Annotated in this window: 17 protein-coding genes; 9 read left to right on the top strand and 8 right to left on the bottom strand. The window is 72.4% G+C overall.

The features are described 5' to 3' along the window. Nucleotides 1-132 precede the first annotated feature (132 nt). Nucleotides 133-684 carry a YceI family protein gene (locus tag ACFXGN_RS05555; protein WP_384853814.1) on the top strand — a complete coding sequence of 184 codons (552 nt, stop codon included), beginning with the start codon at nt 133-135 and terminating at the stop codon, nt 682-684. A 101-nt stretch (nt 685-785) separates the two neighbouring features. Here ACFXGN_RS05555 and aspS read toward each other — a convergent pair whose 3' ends face one another. Next, nucleotides 786-2570, bottom strand: coding sequence for an aspartate--tRNA ligase (aspS, locus tag ACFXGN_RS05550; protein WP_384853812.1), 1785 nt, complete (start codon nt 2568-2570; stop codon nt 786-788). Between the two features lie 403 nt (nt 2571-2973). Between aspS and ACFXGN_RS05545 the strand changes: the two genes are divergently transcribed. After that, complete coding sequence (locus ACFXGN_RS05545) at nt 2974-5091, top strand: SpoIIE family protein phosphatase (protein WP_384853809.1); 2118 nt, start codon at nt 2974-2976, stop codon at nt 5089-5091. Between the two features lie 99 nt (nt 5092-5190). Here the strand turns inward: ACFXGN_RS05545 and ACFXGN_RS05540 are convergent, their stop codons facing one another. From ACFXGN_RS05540 to ACFXGN_RS05530, 3 genes are all read right to left on the bottom strand, one after another. After that, complete coding sequence (locus ACFXGN_RS05540) at nt 5191-6285, bottom strand: AI-2E family transporter (RefSeq protein ID WP_384853807.1); 1095 nt, start codon at nt 6283-6285, stop codon at nt 5191-5193. Nucleotides 6286-6496: 211 nt separating this feature from the next. After that, on the bottom strand, nt 6497-7459 hold the full coding sequence (locus ACFXGN_RS05535) for a pirin family protein (RefSeq protein WP_384853804.1): 963 nt from the start codon (nt 7457-7459) through the stop codon (nt 6497-6499). Between the two features lie 146 nt (nt 7460-7605). Continuing rightward, nucleotides 7606-8118: an SseB family protein gene (locus tag ACFXGN_RS05530; protein WP_384853802.1), complete on the bottom strand. Its 513-nt coding sequence runs from the start codon at nt 8116-8118 to the stop codon at nt 7606-7608. A 142-nt stretch (nt 8119-8260) separates the two neighbouring features. On the opposite strand from ACFXGN_RS05530, the gene ACFXGN_RS05525 reads away from it, so the two are divergent. From ACFXGN_RS05525 to ACFXGN_RS05515, 3 genes are all read left to right on the top strand, one after another. Beyond that, the gene (locus ACFXGN_RS05525) at nt 8261-10090 is read left to right on the top strand and encodes an acyl-CoA dehydrogenase (protein WP_384853801.1); all 1830 of its coding nucleotides are present in this window, start codon (nt 8261-8263) and stop codon (nt 10088-10090) included. Nucleotides 10091-10433: 343 nt separating this feature from the next. After that, nucleotides 10434-11741 carry a M18 family aminopeptidase gene (locus tag ACFXGN_RS05520; protein WP_384853799.1) on the top strand — a complete coding sequence of 436 codons (1308 nt, stop codon included), beginning with the start codon at nt 10434-10436 and terminating at the stop codon, nt 11739-11741. Between the two features lie 81 nt (nt 11742-11822). Then, on the top strand, nt 11823-12167 hold the full coding sequence (locus ACFXGN_RS05515; protein ID WP_384853796.1) for a hypothetical protein: 345 nt from the start codon (nt 11823-11825) through the stop codon (nt 12165-12167). A 36-nt stretch (nt 12168-12203) separates the two neighbouring features. Here the strand turns inward: ACFXGN_RS05515 and ACFXGN_RS05510 are convergent, their stop codons facing one another. Continuing rightward, nucleotides 12204-14018, bottom strand: coding sequence for an NHL domain-containing thioredoxin family protein (locus tag ACFXGN_RS05510; RefSeq protein WP_384853794.1), 1815 nt, complete (start codon nt 14016-14018; stop codon nt 12204-12206). A 480-nt stretch (nt 14019-14498) separates the two neighbouring features. On the opposite strand from ACFXGN_RS05510, the gene ACFXGN_RS05505 reads away from it, so the two are divergent. Genes ACFXGN_RS05505 through ACFXGN_RS05495 form a run of 3 tightly spaced genes read left to right on the top strand, consistent with a single transcriptional unit; the run spans nt 14499 to nt 17441 of the window. Continuing rightward, the gene (locus tag ACFXGN_RS05505; protein WP_384853792.1) at nt 14499-16136 is read left to right on the top strand and encodes a hypothetical protein; all 1638 of its coding nucleotides are present in this window, start codon (nt 14499-14501) and stop codon (nt 16134-16136) included. Between the two features lie 2 nt (nt 16137-16138). Beyond that, nucleotides 16139-16891 (top strand): hypothetical protein, encoded by a 753-nt coding sequence (locus ACFXGN_RS05500; RefSeq protein ID WP_384853791.1) that lies wholly within the window; start codon nt 16139-16141, stop codon nt 16889-16891. A gap of 58 nt (nt 16892-16949) precedes the next feature. Continuing rightward, nucleotides 16950-17441, top strand: a complete 492-nt coding sequence (locus ACFXGN_RS05495; RefSeq protein ID WP_384853789.1) for an LURP-one-related/scramblase family protein — start codon at nt 16950-16952, stop codon at nt 17439-17441. Nucleotides 17442-17460: 19 nt separating this feature from the next. Here the strand turns inward: ACFXGN_RS05495 and ACFXGN_RS05490 are convergent, their stop codons facing one another. Continuing rightward, complete coding sequence (locus tag ACFXGN_RS05490; RefSeq protein ID WP_384853786.1) at nt 17461-18264, bottom strand: carbon-nitrogen family hydrolase; 804 nt, start codon at nt 18262-18264, stop codon at nt 17461-17463. Between the two features lie 155 nt (nt 18265-18419). On the opposite strand from ACFXGN_RS05490, the gene ACFXGN_RS05485 reads away from it, so the two are divergent. After that, complete coding sequence (locus tag ACFXGN_RS05485) at nt 18420-19247, top strand: maleylpyruvate isomerase family mycothiol-dependent enzyme (RefSeq protein WP_384853783.1); 828 nt, start codon at nt 18420-18422, stop codon at nt 19245-19247. Between the two features lie 154 nt (nt 19248-19401). On the opposite strand, the gene ACFXGN_RS05480 is transcribed toward ACFXGN_RS05485, so the two are convergent. Both ACFXGN_RS05480 and ACFXGN_RS05475 read right to left on the bottom strand, forming a co-directional pair. Then, nucleotides 19402-20721, bottom strand: coding sequence for a nitrate/nitrite transporter (locus ACFXGN_RS05480; protein ID WP_384853780.1), 1320 nt, complete (start codon nt 20719-20721; stop codon nt 19402-19404). After that, nucleotides 20718-21371: a GntR family transcriptional regulator gene (locus tag ACFXGN_RS05475; protein WP_384853777.1), complete on the bottom strand. Its 654-nt coding sequence runs from the start codon at nt 21369-21371 to the stop codon at nt 20718-20720. Before ACFXGN_RS05475 ends, ACFXGN_RS05480 begins: the two co-directional genes overlap by 4 nt. Nucleotides 21372-21584 lie beyond the last annotated feature (213 nt).

Here is a 21584-nt window from a genome sequence, read left to right as displayed (position 1 = left end):
GAGTCACCGGAGTGCACTCCGGTGACTTCCCGTGCGTCCATCGGGCCGCCGGGCCCGTCTCCCCCTAGCGTGGGGCGGAACGATCCGGGCGGCCCGTCGCCGGGGTCACCGTCCTACGGAGGCACGTCGAAGATGGCTGTCAGCTTGCCCGAGCTCACCGGGGACTACGTCCTCGACATCGCCCACAGCCGGATCGGCTTCGTCGCCCGGCACGCCATGGTGACCAAGGTCCGCGGGGCGTTCTACCAGTTCGAAGGCACCGCCCACCTGGACGGCACCGACCCCACCCGCTCCACCGGGCAGGTGGTGATCAAGGCCGAGAGCATCGACACCGGCGTCGAGCAGCGCGACCAGCACCTGCGCACCAACGACTTCCTCGATGTCCCCAGCTTCCCCGACATCACCTTCCGCGCCACCGGGGTCGAGGTCCGTTCCGACACCGACTACCGCGTCACCGGCGATCTGACGGTCAAGGACACCACCCGCCCCGTCACCATCGACTTCGAGTACACCGGCAACGCCGTCGACCCCTACGGCAACCTGCGGGTCGGCCTGGAGGGCTCGGTGACCATCTCCCGCAAGGAGTTCGGCGTGACCTGGAACGCGGCCCTGGAGGGCGGCGGCGTCCTCGTCGGCGACAAGATCGTCCTGGAGTTCGACCTCTCCGCGATCAAGCAGGGCTGAGAGCCCCCGCCCACCCGGAAACACACACGGAAGCACACACGGAAAGGGGCCCGGGGACCGCTTCGCGCGGTTCCCGGGCCCCTTCCACGTACTCCCGAGGACTACTCCCCGGACTTCTCCGCCGTCTTCTCGACCGGCTTGCGGAGCTGGATGTTCAGCTCGCGCAGACGGGCCTCCTCCAGTTCCGTGGGGGCGCCCATCATGAGGTCCTGCGCGTTGCCGTTCAGCGGGAACGCGATGGTCTCCCGGATGTTCGGCTCGTCGGCGAGGAGCATCACGATGCGGTCGACGCCCGGGGCGATGCCGCCGTGCGGCGGGGCGCCGAACTGGAAGGCGCGCAGCATTCCGGCGAACTCGGTCTCGACGGTCTCGCGCGCGTAGCCCGCGATCTCGAAGGCCTTGAACATGATGTCGGGCTCGTGGTTCCGGATGGCGCCGGAGGAGAGCTCGATGCCGTTGCAGACGATGTCGTACTGCCAGCCGAGGACGTCCAGCGGGTCCTGGGTCTCCAGGGCCTCAAGGCCGCCCTGCGGCATCGAGAACGGGTTGTGCGAGAAGTCGATCTTGCCAGTCTCCTCGTCCTTCTCGTACATCGGGAAGTCCACGATCCACGCGAAGCGGAAGACGTTCTCTTCGAACTGACCGGCGCGCTTGGCGGCCTCGACCCGGACCGGGCCCATGATCTTGGAGACCTCGTCGAACTCGCCCGCGCCGAAGAAGACCGCGTGGCCGGGCTCCAGGCCCAGGCGCTCGGTGAGGACCTTGACGTTCTCCTCGGTGAGGAACTTCGCGATCGGGCCGGTCAGGGCGCCCGCCTCGCCGACGCGGACCCAGGCCAGGCCCTTCGCGCCGAGGGAGACCGCGAAGTCGCCGAGCCCGTCGAAGAACTTGCGCGGCTGGTCACCCGTGTCCGGGACGGCGAGCGCGCGGACGTGCTTGCCCGCGAACGCCTTGAACTCCGAGCCCTCGAAGACATCGGTGATGTCGACGAGTTCGAGCGAGGTGCGCAGGTCCGGCTTGTCGTTGCCGTACTTCAGCATCGACTGGCGGAACGGGATGCGCGGGAACGGCGAGGTGACGTGACGACCGCCGCCGAACTCCTCGAACAGCTCCGTCATGAGCTTCTCGATCGGCTGGAAGACGTCCTCCTGCTCGACGAAGCTCATCTCGACGTCGAGCTGGTAGAACTCGCCGGGCGAGCGGTCCGCGCGGGCGTCCTCGTCGCGGAAGCAGGGCGCGATCTGGAAGTACCGGTCGAAGCCGGAGATCATCAGCAGCTGCTTGAACTGCTGCGGCGCCTGCGGCAGCGCGTAGAACTTGCCCGGGTTGAGGCGGGACGGGACGACGAAGTCACGGGCGCCCTCGGGGGAGGTCGCGGTGAGGATCGGGGTCGCCATCTCGTTGAAGCCGAGGGCCACCATCTTGGAGCGGATGGAGGCGATGACGGCGGAGCGCAGCATGATGTTGCGGTGCATCCGCTCGCGGCGCAGGTCGAGGAAGCGGTACTCCAGGCGCCGCTCCTCGTTGACGCCGTCGTCGGCGTTGATGGTGAAGGGGATCTGCTTCGCGGCGCCCAGGACCTCGACCTCGACGGCCTCGATCTCGATCTCGCCGGTGGCCAGCTCCGCGTTGACGTTCTCCGCGCCGCGCGAGACGACCTTGCCGTCGACGCGGACGACGGTCTCCTTCGTCAGCTTGTCGAGGACCTCGGCGGCGGCGGTGCCGGGCCGGGCGACGAGCTGCGTGATGCCGTAGTGGTCGCGCAGATCGATGAAGAGGATGCCGCCCAGGTCGCGCCGATTGTGCAGCCAGCCGCTGAGCCGGACGTCGGTGCCGACGTCAGAGGCGCGGAGCTCGCCGCAGGTGTGGGACCTGTACCGATGCATCGTCGTTCATCCAGTCTTCGGGATCGGTGGGGAGGCGTGACGGGGTCAAGCCTTCCCCAGACTACCGGCCGCCCCGTGATCGCCCTCCGAATACTCCACCGCCGCCCCACCGTGTGCTCCGGCACCACTCCCCCGTGGAGCCAGGGTGTACGCCACCGCCGCTCCACCATGTGCTCCGGGTCCGTTCCCCCGTGGAGCTGGCGTGCACGCCACCGCCGCTCCACCGTGTGCTCCGGGTCCGGTCCACCGCGTACGTCACCGCCGCCCCACCACGTACGCCACCACCGCCCCACCACGTACGTCACTACCGCCCCACCGCTCGCTCCGGCGCCGCTCCACCGTGGGATCGCTCGTCGCATACGCTCAGTGGCGATCTGGTGTCCGATATTCATAAAGTAGGGCAATGCGCACCGAGGACGTCCTGGCCGCCGTCGCGACCGGCCTGTGGCGCTGGGACAACGCGTCCGGGATCGTCTCGCTCGACGCCGAGGCCGCCCGGCTGCTCGGGCTGCCCGCCGCACCCGTACGGCTCACCGAGGCGGCCGTCCGCTCGCGTTTCCACCCGGTCGACTGGAACGAGATCGACGGCGTCGTGAACCTCGCCGTCGCCGAGGGCACCCTCGCCGAGGCCCGGCTGCGGATCATGAACGAGCGCGGCCGGGTGATCCGTACCGTACGGAGCAGGTCCAAGCCGCTCGTCGAGGGCGACGACTACCTGCTCGTCGGCACCCTCCAGGAGGTCGCCGAGCAACTGCCCGGCACCGCCGCCCGGACACCCGTCACCGGCGACTGGCGCCGCTCCCGCGAGGCGTTCCTGCTGGACGCGGGCCGGGCGCTCGCGGAGGCCAGGTCGACGGCCGAGGTGCTGCGGGTCGCGGCCTCCCTGTCGATGCCCGGCTTCTCCCCCGACGGGCTCGCCGTCTTCGGCGTGGCGGGCGACCGGCTCACCGTCATCGGGCACCACGGGCACAGCGAGGGCGACGAGGGCCCCTTCTCCTCGATGTCCCTGGCCACCGACTACCCGGCGGCGGAGGTCACCAGGACCGGCCGCGCGATCTATCTGCCCTCCCCCGACGACTACCTGCGCCGCTACCCCGTGACCTGGCCCCTCGCCCAGCGCTTCGGACGCCGCTCCTGGGCCTTCGTGCCGCTGGTCGTCGCGGGCCGGACCATGGGCGCGTGGATGGCCGCCTTCAAGCACCCGGTGGCGTTCACCCCCGACGAGCGCTCGGTCCTCACCACGGTGGCGCGGATGCTCGCCCAGGCCCTCGCCCGCGCGGGCGTGGCCGAGTCCGAGCGGGAACTGTCCCTCGGGCTCCAGCGGACGATGCTGCCGGCCCTCGGGCCCGGCATCCCCGGCATCCGGGTGGCCGCCCGGTACGTGCCGACCGGCGGCGGGCTCCAGGTCGGCGGCGACTGGTACGACATGATCCGGCTGCCCGGCGGCACCTCCAGGACCGGCGGGCGCGGCGCCGGACGGATCGCCCTGGTCATCGGCGACGTCCAGGGCCACGACGTACGGGCGGCGGCCCTGATGGGGCAACTGCGGATCGCCCTGCGCGCGTACGCCTCCGAGGGACACCGGCCGGACGCGGTCCTCTCCCGTGCCTCGCGCTTCCTGTACGGGATCACCGACGGCGACGACGGGGAGGCCGAGGGCGGGCCGCGCTTCGCCACCTGCCTCTATCTGGAGGTGGACCTGGAGACGGGCGCGGTGGACATCGCACGGGCCGGACACCCCGATCCGGCGGTGCGGATGAACGACGGAACGGTTCTGCTGCGGCCGACCGCCGGCGGGCTGCCCCTCGGCATCGACCCCGACACCGACTACCCCACCACCCGGCTCACCCTCGACCCCGGCGAGACCTTGATGATCTGCACCGACGGCCTCCTGGAGACCGGCGGCCACGACCTCGACAGCGGCTGGGAGCGGGTGCGCGCGCTCCTGGAGACCCATGACGGCGAGGACCTGGAACAACTCGCCGACACGCTGGTGGAGGCCGTCCACGGGCCCCGTTCGCACCACACGACCGGGCCGCTCGCCGACCGCCGCGAGGACGACATCGCGGTCCTGCTGCTCTCCCGCCGTCCGGCGGGCGCACCGCCGGAGCCTCCCCGCCGCACCCTCATGACGATCGCCCAGGCGGAGCCGGAGCGGATCGCGGAGGCGCGGGAGCAGATGCGGCAGCTGCTGCACGACTGGGCGGACGGGGACCAGCTCGACTCGGCGGTCCTGATGGTCTCCGAGATGGTCACCAACGTCCTCGTCCACACCGACGGCGACGCGCTGCTCGTCGCGGAGGTGGCCTGCGGGGAGAAGGCCCGGCGGCTGCGCGTGGAGGTCTCCGACACCAGCGACGAACTGCCCCACAAGCGCCACCCGGGCGAGATGGCGTCGAGCGGCCGGGGCCTGGTCCTGATGGAGATGCTGGCGGACGCGTGGGGCGTGGACCCGCGCGGCGAGGGCAAGTCGATCTGGTTCGAACTGAACGAGAACCCGGGGGAGCCGGGGACGGGGTGAGCGGGGCGGGACGCGCTTCCGCGCCCGGGGAGGGGACGGGGACGGGGGCGGGGCCGAGCACCCGGAGCTGAGCACCGGGGCTGTCCTCGCCCGTACGGGTCACCCCGCCGGGGCGGGTTCCTCCGGAGGGACCGGGGGAGCCGGGGGAGCCGGTGGGGTCCCGTACCGCGTGCGGAGTTCGCCGAGGACGCCGGTCGCGGCGGCCGTCAGCGGGACGGCGAGCAGCATTCCGAGGATGCCCGCGACGGACGCCCCCGCCGTGATCGCCAGCATCACCGCCGCCGGGTGCATCTGCACGGTCCGGCTCTGCACCATCGGCTGGAGCACGTTCCCCTCGATGACCTGCACCGCGAGGACGATCCCCAGCACCCACAGGGCGATGACGAAACCCCGGTCGGCGAGGGCGACGAGCACCGCGACCGCGCCCGAGAGGAAGGCCCCGAGGTACGGGATGTAGGCCGTGACGAACACCAGCGCGGCCAGCCCCACCGCACCGGGCACCTGGAGGACGACGAGCCCGATCCCGATGAGGACCGCGTCGACGAGCGCCACCAGGGTCGTTCCCCGCATGAAGCCCTCGACCGCCTCGAAGGCACGGCGGGCCATCGCCTCGACGAGGTCGCCGGTGGCCGGGGGCGCCAGGGAGCGCAGCGCCCCGGCGGCCCGGTCGGAGTCCCGCAGGAAGAAGAAGATCAGCAGCAGCGCGAGCACGGCGGTGGCGAGCATCTCGCCGACGACGCTGATGCCGGTCAGCACACCGGAGGCGGCGGTGCCGCCGAACTGCTTGAGGAGGCTCTCGGCGTTCTTGGCGAGGTCCTCCAGGGAGGTCCCGGCCGCGCCCAGGTGCTTGGCGATGTCGGTGCCCGCCTGCCGCAGCGAGGCGATGATCTGGTCGCCGGTCTCCAGGAGGGCGGCGGCCACGATGTACGTGGCCCCGCCGACGACCGCGAGGACGGCGACGACGGTCAGCGCGGCGGCCAGCGACTCGCGGACCTTCATCCGGAGCAGGCGCCGGTAGAGGGGACCGAGGAGGGCGGTGCCGAGGATCGCGAGCAGGACGGGGGTGACCGCCGTCTTGAAGACGACGCACAGCCAGATCCCGACGGCGGCGACACCGGCGACCAGCAGGAGGACACCGCACCAGGCGGCGACCCGGCGGGCGGGTTCGGGGAGGAGCGGGGGCGTCGGCTGCACGTCCCCACCGGATCACGCGCGCGGGCGTGCCGTCGCGCGCTGACGGCCGTACGGGTGGCGGGGCGGCCTCCCCCGGCCCCGTAAGGGGAGTTGCCCCCCCCGTAAGGGAACCCCGCCCCGCAAAAGAAAACCCGTAAGGGAGACGGCGGGGACCCGCACCCGGGTAACCCCGGGCACGGGCCCCCGCCGTCCGGTGGTGGGCCGGGGCGTCCTACTCGCCCATGCCGTGGACCGCCGGGACCGTGCCGAGGCGGCCCGCCTGGAAGTCCTCGAAGGCCTGGCGGAGTTCGGCCTGGGTGTTCATGACGAACGGGCCGTAGTGGGCCATCGGCTCACGGATCGGCCGCCCGCCGAGGAGGGCGATCTCCAGGTCGGGGGTGTTCCCGTCCTGCTTGTCGTCCGCGCGGACGGTCAGCGAGCCGCCCTTGCCGAAGACGGCGGTCTGGCCGGTGTGGACCGGACGCCGCTCCTCTCCGACGGTGCCGCGTCCGGCGAGGACGTACGCGAGGCCGTTGAAGTCCTCGCGCCACGGCAGGGTGATCTCGGCGCCCGGCCGCAGGGTCGCGTGGATCATCGTGATCGGGGTGTGGGTGATGCCCGGCCCCTCATGCCCGTCGAGCTCACCGGCGATGACGCGGAGCAGCGCGCCGCCGTCGGGGGAGGTGAGGAGCTGGACCTGACCGCCGCGGATGTCCTGGTAGCGGGGGGCCATCATCTTGTCGGCGGCGGGCAGGTTGACCCACAGCTGGAGGCCGTGGAACAGGCCGCCGCTGACGACGAGGGACTCCGGCGGCGCCTCGATGTGGAGGAGGCCGGAGCCCGCCGTCATCCACTGGGTGTCACCGTTGGTGATGGTGCCGCCGCCGCCGTTGGAGTCCTGGTGGTCGAAGACGCCGTCGATGATGTAGGTGACGGTCTCGAAGCCCCGGTGGGGGTGCCAGGGAGTGCCCTTGGGCTCGCCGGGCGCGTACTCCACCTCACCCATCTGGTCCATCATGATGAACGGGTCGAGGTACTGGTAGTTGACCCCGGCGAACGCGCGGCGAACCGGGAAGCCCTCGCCCTCGAAGCCCGTGGGAGCCGTGGTGACGGCCAGCACGGGACGGGCGACGGCGTCGGCGGAAGCCACGACGCGCGGCAGGGTGAGCGGGTTCTCGACAGTCACGGCGGGCATGACGGACCTCCTGGTACGGGCCTCGGGGCGCGGCCTTCTCCGACCTCGTGCCCTCACTTTAGTTGAACGCTTAACTTTCTGCCAGTCCCAACGCGGAGCGCCCGGGAGGAATTCCTCCCGGGCGCCCGCTCCGTCTCCAGCCTGCGTCAGCCGTACATCCGCCGCATCGCGAAGTCGACCATCTGCTCCACGGCCTTCGCGTCGAAGACCATCCGGTGGTCGCCCTCCATGTCGAGGACGAAGCCGTACCCGGTGGGCAGCAGGTCGATCACCTCGGCGCCGGTGATCACGAAGTACTTCGACTCCTTGCCCGCGTACCGCCGCAGCTCCTTCAGCGAGGTGAACATCGGGATGACCGGGTGCTGGGTGTTGTGCAGGGCCAGGAACCCGGGGCCGTCGCCGCGCGGGCAGTAGACCTTGGAGGTCGCGAAGATCTGCTGGAAGTCCTCGGGCGCGAGCGTGCCCGTCGTGAAGGCGCGTACGGCGTCGGCGAGGGAGGGGGGCGAGGGCTCCGGATAGAGCGGCGGCGGCTGCTGCTGTCCGTACCCGGCACCCGGCATCCCGCCCTGCGCCCCGCCCTGCATCCCGTCCTGGGGGGCGTACTGCTGCTGGGGCTGCGCGTACTGCTGGGCGCCCGGATTCTGGTCGTAGCCGTACATGGGCCACGAGCCTACTGCGTCACAGTCGGCCCGAGAGGGGTTGCTCTTATTACCGGTGGGTAGCATCATCGGTGAGAGCGTTTTGCACTCGCTGGTACGTGTACGAGGAACCTGCCTCCCCGAGCCTTACGGAGCCGTCGCCATGGGGCACTACAAGTCGAATCTCCGCGACATCGAGTTCAACCTCTTCGAGGTGCTCGGCCGCGACAAGGTGTACGGCACCGGGCCGTTCGAGGAGATGGACGTCGAGACCGCCCGGAGCATCCTCGACGAGGTCCGCCGCCTCGCCGAGAACGAGCTCGCGGAGTCCTTCGCCGACGCGGACCGCAACCCCCCGGTCTTCGACCCCGAGACCCACACCGCCCCCGTACCGGCGAGCTTCAGGAAGTCCTACAAGGCCTTCATGGACTCCGAGTACTGGCGCCTCGGCATCCCCGAGGGCATCGGCGGCACCCTCGCCCCGCGCTCCCTCGTCTGGTCCTACGCGGAACTGCTCCTCGGCGCCAACCCGGCCATCTGGATGTACTCCTCCGGCCCCGCCTTCGCGGGCGTCCTCTACAACGAGGGCAACGAGGCGCAGAAGAAGGCCGCCCAGATCGCGGTCGAGAAGCGCTGGGGCTCCACCATGGTCCTCACCGAGCCCGACGCGGGCTCCGACGTCGGCGCGGGCCGCACCAAGGCCGTCCAGCAGGAGGACGGCTCCTGGCACATCGAGGGCGTCAAGCGCTTCATCACCTCCGGCGAGCACGACATGGAGGAGAACATCCTCCACTACGTCCTCGCCCGCCCCGAGGGCGCAGGACCCGGCACCAAGGGCCTCTCCCTCTTCCTCGTCCCCAAGTACGAGTTCGACTGGGAGACCGGCGAACTGGGCGCCCGCAACGGCGTCTACGCCACCAACGTCGAGCACAAGATGGGCCTCAAGGCCTCCAACACCTGCGAGATGACCTTCGGCGACCAGCACCCCGCCAAGGGCTGGCTCATCGGCGACAAGCACGACGGCATCCGCCAGATGTTCCTCATCATCGAGTTCGCCCGCATGATGGTCGGCACGAAGGCGATCTCCACCCTCTCCACCGGCTACCTCAACGCCCTGGAGTACGCCAAGGAGCGCGTCCAGGGCACCGACCTGGCCGACTTCATGGACAAGGCCGCGCCCAAGGTCACCATCACCCACCACCCCGACGTGCGCCGCTCCCTCATGACGCAGAAGGCGTACGCCGAGGGGATGCGCACCCTCGTCCTCTACACCGCCTCCGTCCAGGACGAGATCGCCGTCAGGGAAGCCGCGGGCGAGGACAGCAAGGCCCTCCACGGCCTCAACGACCTGCTGCTCCCCATCGTCAAGGGCTACGGCTCCGAGAAGGGCTACGAGCAGCTCGCGCAGTCCCTCCAGATCTTCGGCGGCTCCGGATTCCTCCAGGAGTACCCGATCGAGCAGTACATCCGGGACGCCAAGATCGACACCCTCTACGAGGGCACCACCGCCATCCAGGGCCAGGACTTCTTCTTCCGCAAGATCGTCCGCGACCAGGGCGCCTCCCTGAACGCCCTCGCCGAGGAGATCAAGAAGTTCCTCGCCGTCGGCACCGGCGGCGACGACCTCGCCACCGCCCGCGACTCCCTCGCCAAGGCCGCCGTCGACCTCGAAGGCATCGTCGGCGCCATGCTCACCGACCTCACCGCCACCGGCGAGGACGTCAGGAACATCTACAAGGTCGGCCTCAACACCACCCGCCTGCTGCTCGCCTCCGGCGACGTCGTCGTCGGCTACCTGCTCCTGAAGAGCGCCGCCGTCGCCGCCGAGAAGCTCGCCGCCGGGGCCTCCGGCAAGGACGTCGCCTTCTACCAGGGCAAGATCGCCGCCGCGAAGTTCTTCGCGGCGAACGTCCTGCCCGGCGTCACCGCCGAGCGCGCCCTCGCCGAGGCCGTCGACGGGTCGCTGATGGACCTGGACGAGGCCGCGTTCTGACCGACGCGCCCCGTCCGACCAGGCGCACGGCCGCCCCCGGGGAGGGGGGCGGCCGTGTCCGCTTCTCCGGAACAGGTGGGCTTCCCGGGGCCGGTGCGCCTCCCCGGGCCCGGTGGGCTTCCCCCGGCCCGGTGGGCTTCTCCGGGCCGTGTCCGCTCCTCCGGGGCCGGGTACGCCTCAGGGCCGCCCCGTAAGGGCCGGGCTCGCGGCCCACGGGACCCCCGCGGGCGGGTCCCTCACGGGCGAGCCCGCGCCCGGGATCGTACGGAACCGGGTCCCGTACGGGACGGACACCGTTCCCGGTCCGTACAGGAGAGATCCCGGTCCTGCGTAAGGTGAACCCATGAGCAGCGCAGCTTCCCGTCCCACCGCAGGCCCCTTCGACCGCGGCCACACCGACGACCTGATGACCTTCCTGACGGCCTCGCCGTCCCCGTACCACGCGGTCCAGAGCGCCGCCGAGCGGCTGGAGAAGGCCGGGTTCCACCGGGTCGAGGAGACCGCGTCCTGGGACGGGACGAGCGGCGGGAAGTACGTGATCCGCGGCGGCGCGATCATCGCCTGGTACGTCCCCGCCGGAGCCGCCGCCCACACCCCGTACCGCATCGTCGGCGCCCACACCGACTCCCCCAACCTGCGCGTCAAGCCGCAGCCCGACCTGGGCTCGCGGGGCTGGCGGCAGGTCGCCGTCGAGATCTACGGCGGCACCCTCCTCAACACCTGGCTCGACCGCGACCTCGGCCTCGCCGGACGCCTCACCCTCCGCGACGGCAGCCACCACCTGGTCAACGTCGACCGGCCGCTGCTGCGCGTCCCGCAGCTCGCCATCCACCTCGACCGGCAGGTCAACGACGGCCTCAAGCTCGACCGGCAGCGGCACATGCAGCCCGTCTGGGGCATCGGCGACGTCCACGAGGGCGACCTGATCGCCTTCGTCGCCGCCGAAGCGGGCGTGGACGCCGAGGACGTCACCGGCTGGGACCTGATGGTGCACGCCGTCGAGGCCCCCGCCTACCTCGGCCGCGACCGCGAACTGCTCGCCGGGCCGCGCATGGACAACCTGGTCTCCGTGCACGCCTCCGTCGCCGCCCTCGCCTCCCTCGCGGGCCGCGACGACCTGCCGTACATCCCCGTCCTCGCCGCCTTCGACCACGAGGAGAACGGCTCCGAGGCCGACACCGGCGCCCACGGCCCGCTGCTCGGCAATGTCCTGGAGCGTTCGGTCTACGCGCGCGGAGGAAGCTACGAGGACCGCGCGCGGGCCTTCGCGGGCACCGTCTGCCTCTCCTCCGACACCGGCCACGCCGTCCACCCCAACTACGCGGAGCGGCACGACCCGACGCACCAGCCCCGCGTCAACGGCGGCCCCATCCTCAAGGTGAACGTCAACCAGCGGTACGCCACCGACGGCAGCGGCCGGGCCGTCTTCGCCGCCGCCTGCGAGAAGGCGGGCGTGCCCTGGCAGTCGTTCGTCTCCAACAACGACATGCCGTGCGGCACGACGATCGGCCCCATCACCGCCGCCCGCCACGGCATCAAGACCGTCGACATCGGCGTGGCGATCCTCTCCATGCACAGCGCCCGCGAACTCTGCGGCGCCGAGGACCCCTACCTCCTCGCCAACGCCCTGGTCGCGTTCTTGGAGGGCTGAGGCTCCCCCGGCCGCCCCCCCTGACGGACCGGACCCGCGCGGAAACATCCGCGAAAGGTCCCCGCTGGCAGCCTCGTCCCCATGCACCGTCACGAGGGTCCGCCGCCGCGGAAGTTCGCCGCCGTCATCGCCGCCGCCGTGCTCCTGGGCACGGCGGCGGCGGCGCTCCTGATCGGCCGGTACAACGACCGGCCCCCGTGGGCCGACGACATCGCCTACGAGGGCGGCTTCGTCCAGGCCTCCCGCATCCGCGGCTACGACGTCGACGGCTCCCGCACCCGCGCCCTCCTCGACGGCGAGTGCGCCCGCATGGAACGCGACGGCATGGGCGGCGCCCGCGCCGTCCACAACCCGGCGGCCTGGGTCGCCGGGTGCCTGGACGCCGCCGCCGGCCTCCCGTCCAAGAACCAGGGGACCGTGCGCTGACCCGCGGTCGTCGGACCGCGGGCCGGGGCCCGGGGGTCAGGCGTCGAGGCCCGCGAGGATCAGGGGGAGGCGGGTCGCGCCCGTCTCCGTGACCTTCACCGGGACGCCCCAGTCCTGCTGGTGGACGTGGCAGGCCGGGTACGCGTTCGCCGGGTCGTCGTCGCAGGACGCGGCCATCGCCGACACGTGCAGGACGCCCTCCTCGACCTCCGGGTTCAGCGCGAGCTCGCGGAAGAGGTCCGTCCCCGTGCCCTCGCCGCCGAGCAGCAGCTCCGGCGGTGTCGAGGAGACCAGGAGGCGGGTCGAGGGGCCGTACCGCTCGTCCAGTTTCTGCCCGCCCGGCGCCCGGAAGACGACGTCGAGCCGCAGCGTGCCCGGGGCGATCTCGGTGGCCTCCCGGCGGGTGCGGTGCGCGACCGCCTCCACCCGGACGGCCTCCTCGGGCAGCCGCAGCCGGGTCAGCCGGTGCCGGGCCGACTCGACGACCACGATGTCGCCGTCGACGAGGACCGCGTCGCTGGGCTCGCGCAGATCCGTGGCCAGGGTGGTGACCTCGCCGGTCGCCGGGTCGAAGCGGCGCAGGGCGTGGTTGTACGTGTCGGAGACCGCGACCGAGCCGTCCGGCAGCGCCGTCACGCCCAGCGGGTGCTGGAAGAGGGCCTGTCCGGCGGCGCCGTCGCGGTGTCCGAAGTCGAAGAGCCCGGTGCCGACGGCGGTCCGCACCGCGTACCCGTCGCCGTCCCGCTCGATCCAGCGCAGCGCGCTGGACTCCGAGTCCGCGACCCACAGCCGGTCCTCGGTCGCGGCCAGCCCGGACGGCTGCGAGAACCACGCCTCGGCGGCGGGACCGTCCACGAGGCCCTCGTTGGTGGTGCCCGCGGCGACCTCGACGGTCCCCGTGGCCGGGTCGTACGTCCACAGCTGGTGGACGCCCGCCATCGCGATCCACACCCGGCCCTGCCACCAGGCGACGTCCCACGGCGAGGACAGGTCCACCTCCACGGCCGGGCCCGAGGTCGGGGAACCCTGCCACCACTGCCTGCCGGTGCCCGCGATCCGCTCGACCGCGCCGGTCTCCGGGTCGAGGACCCGCAAGGCGTGGTGCACGGTGTCGGCGACGACGACCCTGCCGTCGGGCAGCGCGGCCAGGCCCTGCGGCTCGCGGAACACGCCCTCGCCGATGCGGCGCACGACGGTCTCGCCGTCGGCCGCCAGCTCCACCAGCTGGTGCCGGGTGGTGTCGGAGACCAGGAGGTTCCCCGAGGGCAGCAGGATCGCCTTGCCGGGGAAGCGGAGGCCGGTGGCGACGGGCTCGGGGGCCACGTAGGGGCCGTCGCCGCGCCGCAGGGTGCCCTTGGCCCCGTGCTCGGCCTCCAGCTCCTCCACCAGCATCCGGAGCGCGTTGGCGTGCCCCTCGCCCGCGTGCTGGGCGACGACGTACCCCTCCGGGTCGATGACGACGAGCGTCGGCCAGGCACGGACGGCGTACTGCTTCCAGGTCGCCAGCTCCGGGTCGTCCAGTACGGGGTGGTGGACCCCGTACCGCTCGACGGCGTCCACGACCGCCCGGTGCTCGGCCTCGTGGACGAACTTCGGCGAGTGCACCCCGACGATCACGAGGGTGTCGCGGTGCTTCTCCTCCAGCTCGCGCAGCTCGTCGAGGACGTGCAGGCAGTTCACACAGCAGAAGGTCCAGAAATCGAGGATGACGCACTTGCCTCGCAGATCGGCGAGGGTCAGCTCTTCGCCTCCGGTGTTCAGCCAGCCGCCCTTGCCGATCAGCTCGGGGGCACGGACTCGGGCACGGCGGGGCGCGGGCGCGGACGGGGTCGCGGGGGCGGAGTCGCTCATGGGTCAAGGGTGCCGTACGGGTGGAAAGCGGGGGCCGGGAGGGGCGGAGGCGCGTGTCCGGGGGCGGGGTGGGGGCGGGCGCTGGTCAGCATGGCCCACATGGCGGAGCGTGCGATCAGATCGTCTTACTTTTCTCGTCGGTGGGGGAGGTCCCGGCAGCGCCTGGCCGCCCTGCCGGGGGCCGTCGCCCGGGTTCTTCCCGGGTTCCCCCCGACCCTGCCGAGGGCTCTCCGGGGCGGTGGCCGGATGCTCCCGTGGGGCCGCGCCCGGCTCGTCCCGTCGGAGCCCGTAGGGGACCTCTCCTCGGAGCCCGTAGGAGACAAGCCGTCGGAGCCCGTACGGGACCTCTCGTCGGAGCCCGTAGGGGACTTCCCACCGGAGCGCGTACGGGGCTTCCCTCCGGAGCCCGTAGGGGGCTTCCCGTCAGGGATCGCCCGGGTCCTCCCCTCAGGGGCCGTGCGGCTGGGCTGTCTCGTTCTCGTGGCCGGTCCGACCCTGCTCTCCTTCGTCGCGCTGCCCGCCGGTCCCGCGCGGGCCGGTGGCGTCGGGGACGACTCCCTGCGGGTCGTCGTCACCGTCAACGGACGTGACGGCGGCGGACCGCACCCGCCCGACGTGCGGGCCGGCGCGCCCGTCGTGAAGCGGTACCGGCTCCTGAACCGGAGCGAGGCCCATCTGTACGGGGTGCGGGTCCTCGACCCCGAGGTGCCCGCTGGGGCCGTCCGCTGCCCCCGGGGCCCGCTCCCCGCGCTCGGGCGGCTGGAGTGCGTCGCCCGTTTCACGGCCGCGCCGGGAGAACACCGGGGCACGGTACGGGTGCGGGCCACCGTGCCCTCCCTGCGGAAGGTCCTCACGGCCACCGTCCGCACCGGGTACGCCGGGATCGCCGGAGCCCTCGCCCTCACCGAACGCGTCACCGTGGGCCCCCTCGGACCGGCCCCGGCGCCCGCCGCCGGGGGCCGGGCGGGACGCAGCGCCCCCGTCCGGCGGGCCGTGCCGACCGTTCCGGAGCGGGCCGGTGGGCGGAGCCCGCTCCGCGCGGCCGACACCGCCCCCACCACCGTCACGTACACGGTGGCCAACCGGGGCGACCGGCCCCTGTACGCGGTCCTCGTGACCGACCCCGCCCTCGGTCTCGGCGCCGCCGCCGTGGACTGCGCCGGGCGGCCGGGGACCGTCCCGGTGCTCGCGCCGGGCGCGTCGGCCCGCTGCACGGCCACCGTGCGACGGGCCCCCGGCACCTACCGGAGCACCGGGACCGCCTCCGGGAGCGACCGGGTGACCACCTACGGGCCGGACGGCGCCCGGGTCCCGGCGCCGACGCTCGTGGCCCGCGCGGCGGCGGACTTCACCGTGCCGGGACGGCAGGGGACCGGGCCGGGATCCGTAGGGAATCCCCCCGGGGGTCCCGTAAGGAATCCCGTACGGGGTCCGGGCGGGCGGGTCCTTCCGGCGCCCGGGGCCGGAATCCCGGTGCCGGGGGCCGCCGGGCCCGGAGCGGCCGTACCCGGAGCGCCCGTGCCCGGGGCGGCCGTACCCGGACTGCTGCTGCCCGGACTCGTGGCGCCCGGTGCCCTCCCGCCGCCGGGGATCGCCGCGCCCGGCACCGCCGCCCTGGCGGCCGTACCTCCGGGGGCCGGGACCGGCGGGGGCGGAACCGGCGGAGGGGCGGGTGCGGGGGCCGGTGGGGTGGCCGGTGCGGGAGCCGGTGGCGGAGGCGTGGGAGGTGTCGGCCCGGCGGGTGCCACCGGTGGCACCGGCGCCCTGGGCATCGGAGGTGCCGGTGCGGGCGCGGGCGGCACCGGGGCGGTCGCGGGGGCCACGGGAGGCGGGGGAGGCGGGGGAAGTACGGGAGGCGCGGGCACCACCGGGTCCGGCAGCGCCACCGGCACCGCTGGGACCGCTGGCACCGCTGGCACCACCAGTGCTGCCAGTACCTCCGGCACCACCACTCCGCCCGTCGCCGCCCGCCGGGCCGCCGCCGAGAACGAGGGGCTCCTCGCCCGGGTCCAGCGGCGCGGGCGCCAGGCGGGCGAGCTCGGGATCGTGACGATCCTGCTGCTGCTCCTGATCCCGGCGGCCCTCGCCGCCGCCCTCCTCGGCAACCGGAGGACCTGACCGTGGCCCTGACCGAAACGCTCGTCGTCACCGGCGGAGTCGCCCTCGTCGCCGCCGTCTCCGTCTACGCCAAGACCCGGCTGTTCCCGGTCGGCGAGGACGAGGAACCCCGCGAGGACGTCGCCGAGTACATCGCCATGATGGTGTCGGTGCTCTACGCCCTCGTGCTCGGCCTCTGTCTGGTGTCCGTCTGGGACACCAGCTCCGCCGCCTCCGACTCCGTCCAGGCCGAGGCCAGCGCCCTGCACCAGACGTATCTGCTCGCCGACGCCTACCCCCCGGGACACCAGCAGCCGCTGCGGGACGCGGCCTCCGCGTACGCCCGCCACGTCGTCGACGTCGAGTGGCCCGTGATGGAGGCCCGCGAACCCCTGGGCCGCTCGGGCTGGGACCTGCTCGCCCGGCTGCGGCAGGCCAGTGCGATCCCCGACTCCGCGAAGCCGCCCGAGCAGATCGCGGGCCAGGAGGCGCTCGCCCAGATCGGCTACGTCGACGACGCGCGGCGCAGCCGGGAGGCGGCGGTGCAGACGAGCCTCTCCCCCGTGCTGTGGGCGGGCCTGATCATCGGCGGCTTCCTCACGCTCGCCTTCATGTTCCTCTTCGGGATCAGCCAGAGCAGGACGCATGTCGTGATGGTGATGGGCCTCGCCGGGTTCATCGCCTTCACGGTGCTGCTGATCCATCAGCTGGACGCGCCCTTCGGCGCGATGTTCGGGGCCAACCCGACCCCGTTCACCCGCTATTTCGGGACATGACCGGTGATGACCGTCGATGACCGGTGAGAAACCGCCGCCACGGGGCAGACATGACGCCGTGAAATATCTCGTACGGGACAAGATCTTCGCGATCGGTGACGACTACTGGATCGAGGACGAGCGGGGCCGCCACGCCTTCCTCGTCGACGGGAAGGCGCTGCGGCTGCGCGACACGCTGGAACTGAAGGACCCCGACGGGCAGATCCTCGTCACCCTGCGGCAGAAGATGTTCAGCGTCCGCGACACGATGACGATCGAACGGGACGAGCGCCCGCTGGCGACCGTACGCCGCAAACGCCTCTCGCTGCTCCGCAACCACTTCCGGGTCACGCTGGTCGAGGGCACCGTACTGGACGTCAGCGGGCGCGTCCTGGACCGGGAGTTCGCCGTCGAGTACGAGGGCGAACTGCTCGCCCACATCTCCCGGCAGTGGTTCCACGTCCGGGACGCGTACGCGGTGAACGTGGTCCGCGAGGACGCCGACGCGGCCCTCCTCCTCGCGGTGGCGGTCTGTGTGATCCGGATGGCGGAGCGGGAGCGCGAGGACTGACCCGCCCCGCCGTCCGTGCTCAGCGCTCCCGGGACGGGGGCGCGGCGACGCCCAGGACACGGTCCTTCAGCGCGGGGAACTGCTCGCGGGTCTCCGTGACCTTCGCCGGGTCGAGGACGGCCCGCAGGACCTCCTCGCCGGGCCCCGCCTCGGCGAGGACCTCGCCCCAGGGGTCGACGACGACCGAGTGGCCCGCCTGCTCGACACCGCCGTTCGTGCCCGCCGTACCGCAGGCGAGGACGTACGCCTGGTTCTCCACCGCGCGGGCGCGGGCGAGCAGGCTCCAGTGGGCGCGGCGCCGTTCGGGCCAGCCCGCCGGGAGGACGAAGGCCTGGGCTCCGGCGTCGACGAGGCCCCGGAACAGTTCGGGGAAGCGCAGGTCGTAGCAGGTGCCGAGGCCGATGGTCAGCCGTGGCAGACCGACGGTGACCAGGTCCTCCCCGGCGGCCATCAGGACCGCCTCGCCCTTGTCGAAGCCGAAGCGGTGGATCTTCCGGTAGGAAGCGGCGAGTCCGCCGTCCGGGGAGAGGACGAGCGAGGTGTTGTAGAGGGCCCCGTCCCGTGCCTCGACGAACGAACCGGCGTGCAGCCAGACCCCGGCGTCGCGGGCGGCTTCCGCCATCGCCCGGTGCGTGGGGCCGTCCATCGGTTCGGACTCGGCGGCGAACCGTTCGTAGTCGAAGGCCCCGACGGGCCACAGTTCGGGGAGGACCACGAGGTCCGCATGGCCGGATTCCGCTCGTACGAGGTCCGCCGCGCGGGCGCGACGGGCGTCGACCGGTTCGTCCGGGTCTACCGCGATCTGGATCAGCGAGGCGCGCACACTACCACCGTCCTGGCATTCGAGCCGTCAACACAGGCCTACGATCGTCACACGAAAGCACTGCCGGGGTGCCTTCGGGCAGCGTAACTTAGCGTTCGAGCCTCCCACCCAGCCGTGTTTTCAGCCCGCGCACCGAAGAACCGCCGAGGGGTCCCGTGACCGTCCATCCCAGCCTCCAGAACTACGCCGACGCCTGGACCCATTCCATCGAGGCGATAGCCGAGCTGGTGCAGCCGCTCGCGGAGGGGGAGTGGAACCGGCCGACGCCGTGTCCGGGCTGGTCGGTTCGGGACATCGTGTCCCATGTCATCGGCATGGAGACGGAGATGCTCGGGGACCCGCGTCCGATCCACTCGCTGCCCCGCGATCTCTACCATGTACGCAGTGACTTCGCGCGCTACATGGAGGTCCAGGTCGATGTGCGGCGGCACCACACGGCGCCGGAGATGACCTCGGAGCTGGAGTACATCCTGATCCGCCGGGCCCGCAAGCTCCGCAACGAGAACCGTCCTCCCGAGCGTCTGGTCCGCGCCCCCCTCGGCGTCGAGCAGTCCCTGGAACTGGCGTACCGGATGCGCGCCTTCGACGTGTGGGTGCACGAGCAGGACCTGCGGGCGGCGCTCGGGCGGCCGGGCAATCTGGACTCGGCGGGGGCGCACGTCACCCGGGACGTGCTGCTCGAAGCGCTGCCGAAGGTGGTCGCGAAGGACGCGGGGGCACCCGCGCCCTCGGCGGTGGTCATCGACGTGACCGGGCCGGTGGAGTTCCTGCGGACGGTACGGGTGGACGCGGAGGGCCGGGGGTCGGTCGACGGCGCGCCCTCGCTGGGCCCGGCGGTGACGCTGGCGACGGACTGGGAGACGTACGTGCGGCTCGCCTGCGGGCGGGTCCGGGCGGGCGAGGTGGCCGACCTGCTCAAGACGGAGGGCGACGAGGACCTGGCGCGCGCGATCCTCGACAACTTCGCGGTGACGCCCCGGTAGGTCCGCGCCCACGGTCTTCCCGTACGCGCCTCGCCCCCGTGGCCGCGCCCTGTCGGCCGCCCGCCCGCGTCCGCTCCCCTCGCGCCCCGCTTCCCGTCCTGCCTCACTCCTGCCTGGCGTCTTCCTCGCGTCTCTTTTCTCGTGAGGGTCCGTCTCAGACGGGGACGTGTACGGCCTCCACGCGGCTGGCGACGAGCCGTTCGCGTTCCCTGCGGTGGCTGCGGGCCTTGAGCCGCAGGATCTGGACGACCCCGAGGGCTTCGAGGACGAAGACCGAGGAGAACGCGATCCGGTAGTCGCCCCCGGTCGCGTCGAGGAGAACGCCCACCGCGAACAGGGTCGTCATCGAGGCGACGAAGCCTCCCATGTTGACGATCCCCGAGGCGGTGCCCTGGCGTTCCGGCGGATTCGCCGGGCGGGCGAAGTCGAAGCCGATCATCGAGGCCGGTCCGCAGGCGCCGAGGACCACGCAGAGGGTGACGAGCAGCCACATCGGGGCGTGTCCGGGATGGACGAGGACCGACGCCCAGAGCAGGGCGGTGGCGGCGACGGTGCCGAGGGCGAGCGGGACGCGGGCCGCGTGGTGGCGGGCGATGATCTGCCCGTACGCGAGGCCGACGGCCATGTTCGACAGGACGACCAGGGTGAGCAGGCTTCCGGCGGCCGACCGGGACTGGCCCTGCGCCTCGACGAGGTACGGGAGCCCCCACAGGAGCAGGAAGACCATCGCGGGGAACTGGGTGGTGAAGTGCACCCACATGCCGAGCCGGGTGCCGGGCTCCCGCCAGGACGCGGCGATCTGGCGGCGGACGAAGGCGGCGCCCGCGTGGGACAGGGGCTGGGGCTCGTGCCCCTCGGGGTGGTCCTTGAGGAAGAGCAGCAGCAGGACGAGGACGAGGACTCCGGCGAAGGAGCTGCCGACGAAGGTGGTCGTCCAGCCGAGTCCGTGCAGGGCGCGGGCGACGAAGACGGTGGAGACCAGGTTGCCCGCCATGCCGAAGAGGGCGGCGACCTGTCCGATGAGCGGGCCCCGGCGGGCGGGGAACCAGCGGGTGCCGAGCCGCAGGACGCTGATGAAGGTCATGGCGTCGCCGCAGCCGAGGAGCGCGCGGGAGGCGAGCGCGGTGCCGTACGAGGGGGAGAGCGCGAAGCCGAGCTGGCCGAGGGTGAAGAGGACGACGCCGAGGGCGAGGACCTTCTTGGTGCCGAGCCGGTCGACCATCAGGCCGACGGGTATCTGCATCCCCGCGTAGACCAGCAGCTGGAGTATGGAGAAGGTGGAGAGCGCGGAGGCGTTGACGTCGAAGCGGTCGGCGGCGTCGAGTCCGGCGACCCCGAGGGACGTGCGGAAGATGACGGCGACGAAGTAGACGGCGACGCCGACGCCCCAGACGAGGGCGGCGCGGCGTCCGCCGGGCGGGTCGCCGGGGAGGGTGACGGCCGATCCGTAGCCGTTGCGGCTGCCCCGGCTCACCGTTCCTCGCCCCTGACGAGGACCTTGACCCAGCTGAGGTGGCGGCGGACGCAGAGCGCGGCGCCGTCGGCGTCGCCCGCCTTGATGCGGTCGAGCATCTCGGCGTGCTCGGTGATGTTCTTGGCGACCCGGTCCGGCTGGGACTGCATGACGGCCACGCCCATGCGGAGCTGGCGGTCGCGCAGTTGGTCGTAGAGGCGGGAGAGGATCTGGTTGCCCGCGTACCGCACGATCTCGACGTGGAAGCAGCGGTCGGTGGCGGCGACCTCGGCGAGGTCGCCCGCGGCTGCCCGGAGCTTCTGCTCCTCCAGGAGTTCTTCCAGCCGGGCGACGAGCGGGGCGGGGGCGGGGACGACCCGTCGGACGGCGAACTCCTCGACGAGCAGCCGGGTCTCCACGACGTCGGCGATCTCCTGGGCGGAGACGGCGAGGACGAGGGCGCCCTTCTTCGGATAGAGCTTGAGCAGCCCTTCCATCTCCAGCTTGAGCAGCGCCTCGCGGACGGGAGTCCTGGACACTCCGACGGCCGTGGCGAGTTCGCCCTCGGTGAGGAGGGTGCCCCCCTCGTAGCGCCGGTCGAGTACGGCCTGTTTGACGTGTGCGTAGACGCGGTCGGCCGCGGGGGGCTGCTTGACCGGGGCTGATGGCATGGGCACAGCATAGATACAACACAGGTACAACAGAGAGCCCGGTCCATATCGTGGACGGGTTACCTGTTTCACGTGAAACGGTGGCGGCTCGGGTCGTTCCGCCTGAAAGGGTGACGGGCGGGACTGTTCCGCTTGAAACAGCGACGGGTTGGGCTGTTCCGCTCGAAACAGCCCAACCCATCACCGTTTCACGTGAAACAGCCCAACCCGCGC

The sequence above is a fragment of the Streptomyces sp. NPDC059247 genome, assembly GCF_042754005.1.
Lineage (GTDB): Bacteria > Actinomycetota > Actinomycetes > Streptomycetales > Streptomycetaceae > Streptomyces.
The sequence above is the reverse complement of the archived record's forward strand: the minus strand, read 5'-3'. Positions and strand labels throughout refer to the sequence as shown.

Bases quoted from the DNA above. Each gene is read 5' to 3' on its own strand.
- ACFXGN_RS05555 (WP_384853814.1), top strand. From the start codon at position 133: ATGGCTGTCAGCTTGCCCGAGCTCACCGGGGACTACGTCCTCGACATC.
- aspS (WP_384853812.1), bottom strand. From the start codon at position 2,570: ATGCATCGGTACAGGTCCCACACCTGCGGCGAGCTCCGCGCCTCTGAC.
- ACFXGN_RS05545 (WP_384853809.1), top strand. From the start codon at position 2,974: ATGCGCACCGAGGACGTCCTGGCCGCCGTCGCGACCGGCCTGTGGCGC.
- ACFXGN_RS05535 (WP_384853804.1), bottom strand. From the start codon at position 7,459: ATGCCCGCCGTGACTGTCGAGAACCCGCTCACCCTGCCGCGCGTCGTG.
- ACFXGN_RS05530 (WP_384853802.1), bottom strand. From the start codon at position 8,118: ATGTACGGCTACGACCAGAATCCGGGCGCCCAGCAGTACGCGCAGCCC.
- ACFXGN_RS05525 (WP_384853801.1), top strand. From the start codon at position 8,261: ATGGGGCACTACAAGTCGAATCTCCGCGACATCGAGTTCAACCTCTTC.
- ACFXGN_RS05520 (WP_384853799.1), top strand. From the start codon at position 10,434: ATGAGCAGCGCAGCTTCCCGTCCCACCGCAGGCCCCTTCGACCGCGGC.
- ACFXGN_RS05515 (WP_384853796.1), top strand. From the start codon at position 11,823: ATGCACCGTCACGAGGGTCCGCCGCCGCGGAAGTTCGCCGCCGTCATC.
- ACFXGN_RS05510 (WP_384853794.1), bottom strand. From the start codon at position 14,018: ATGAGCGACTCCGCCCCCGCGACCCCGTCCGCGCCCGCGCCCCGCCGT.
- ACFXGN_RS05475 (WP_384853777.1), bottom strand. From the start codon at position 21,371: ATGCCATCAGCCCCGGTCAAGCAGCCCCCCGCGGCCGACCGCGTCTAC.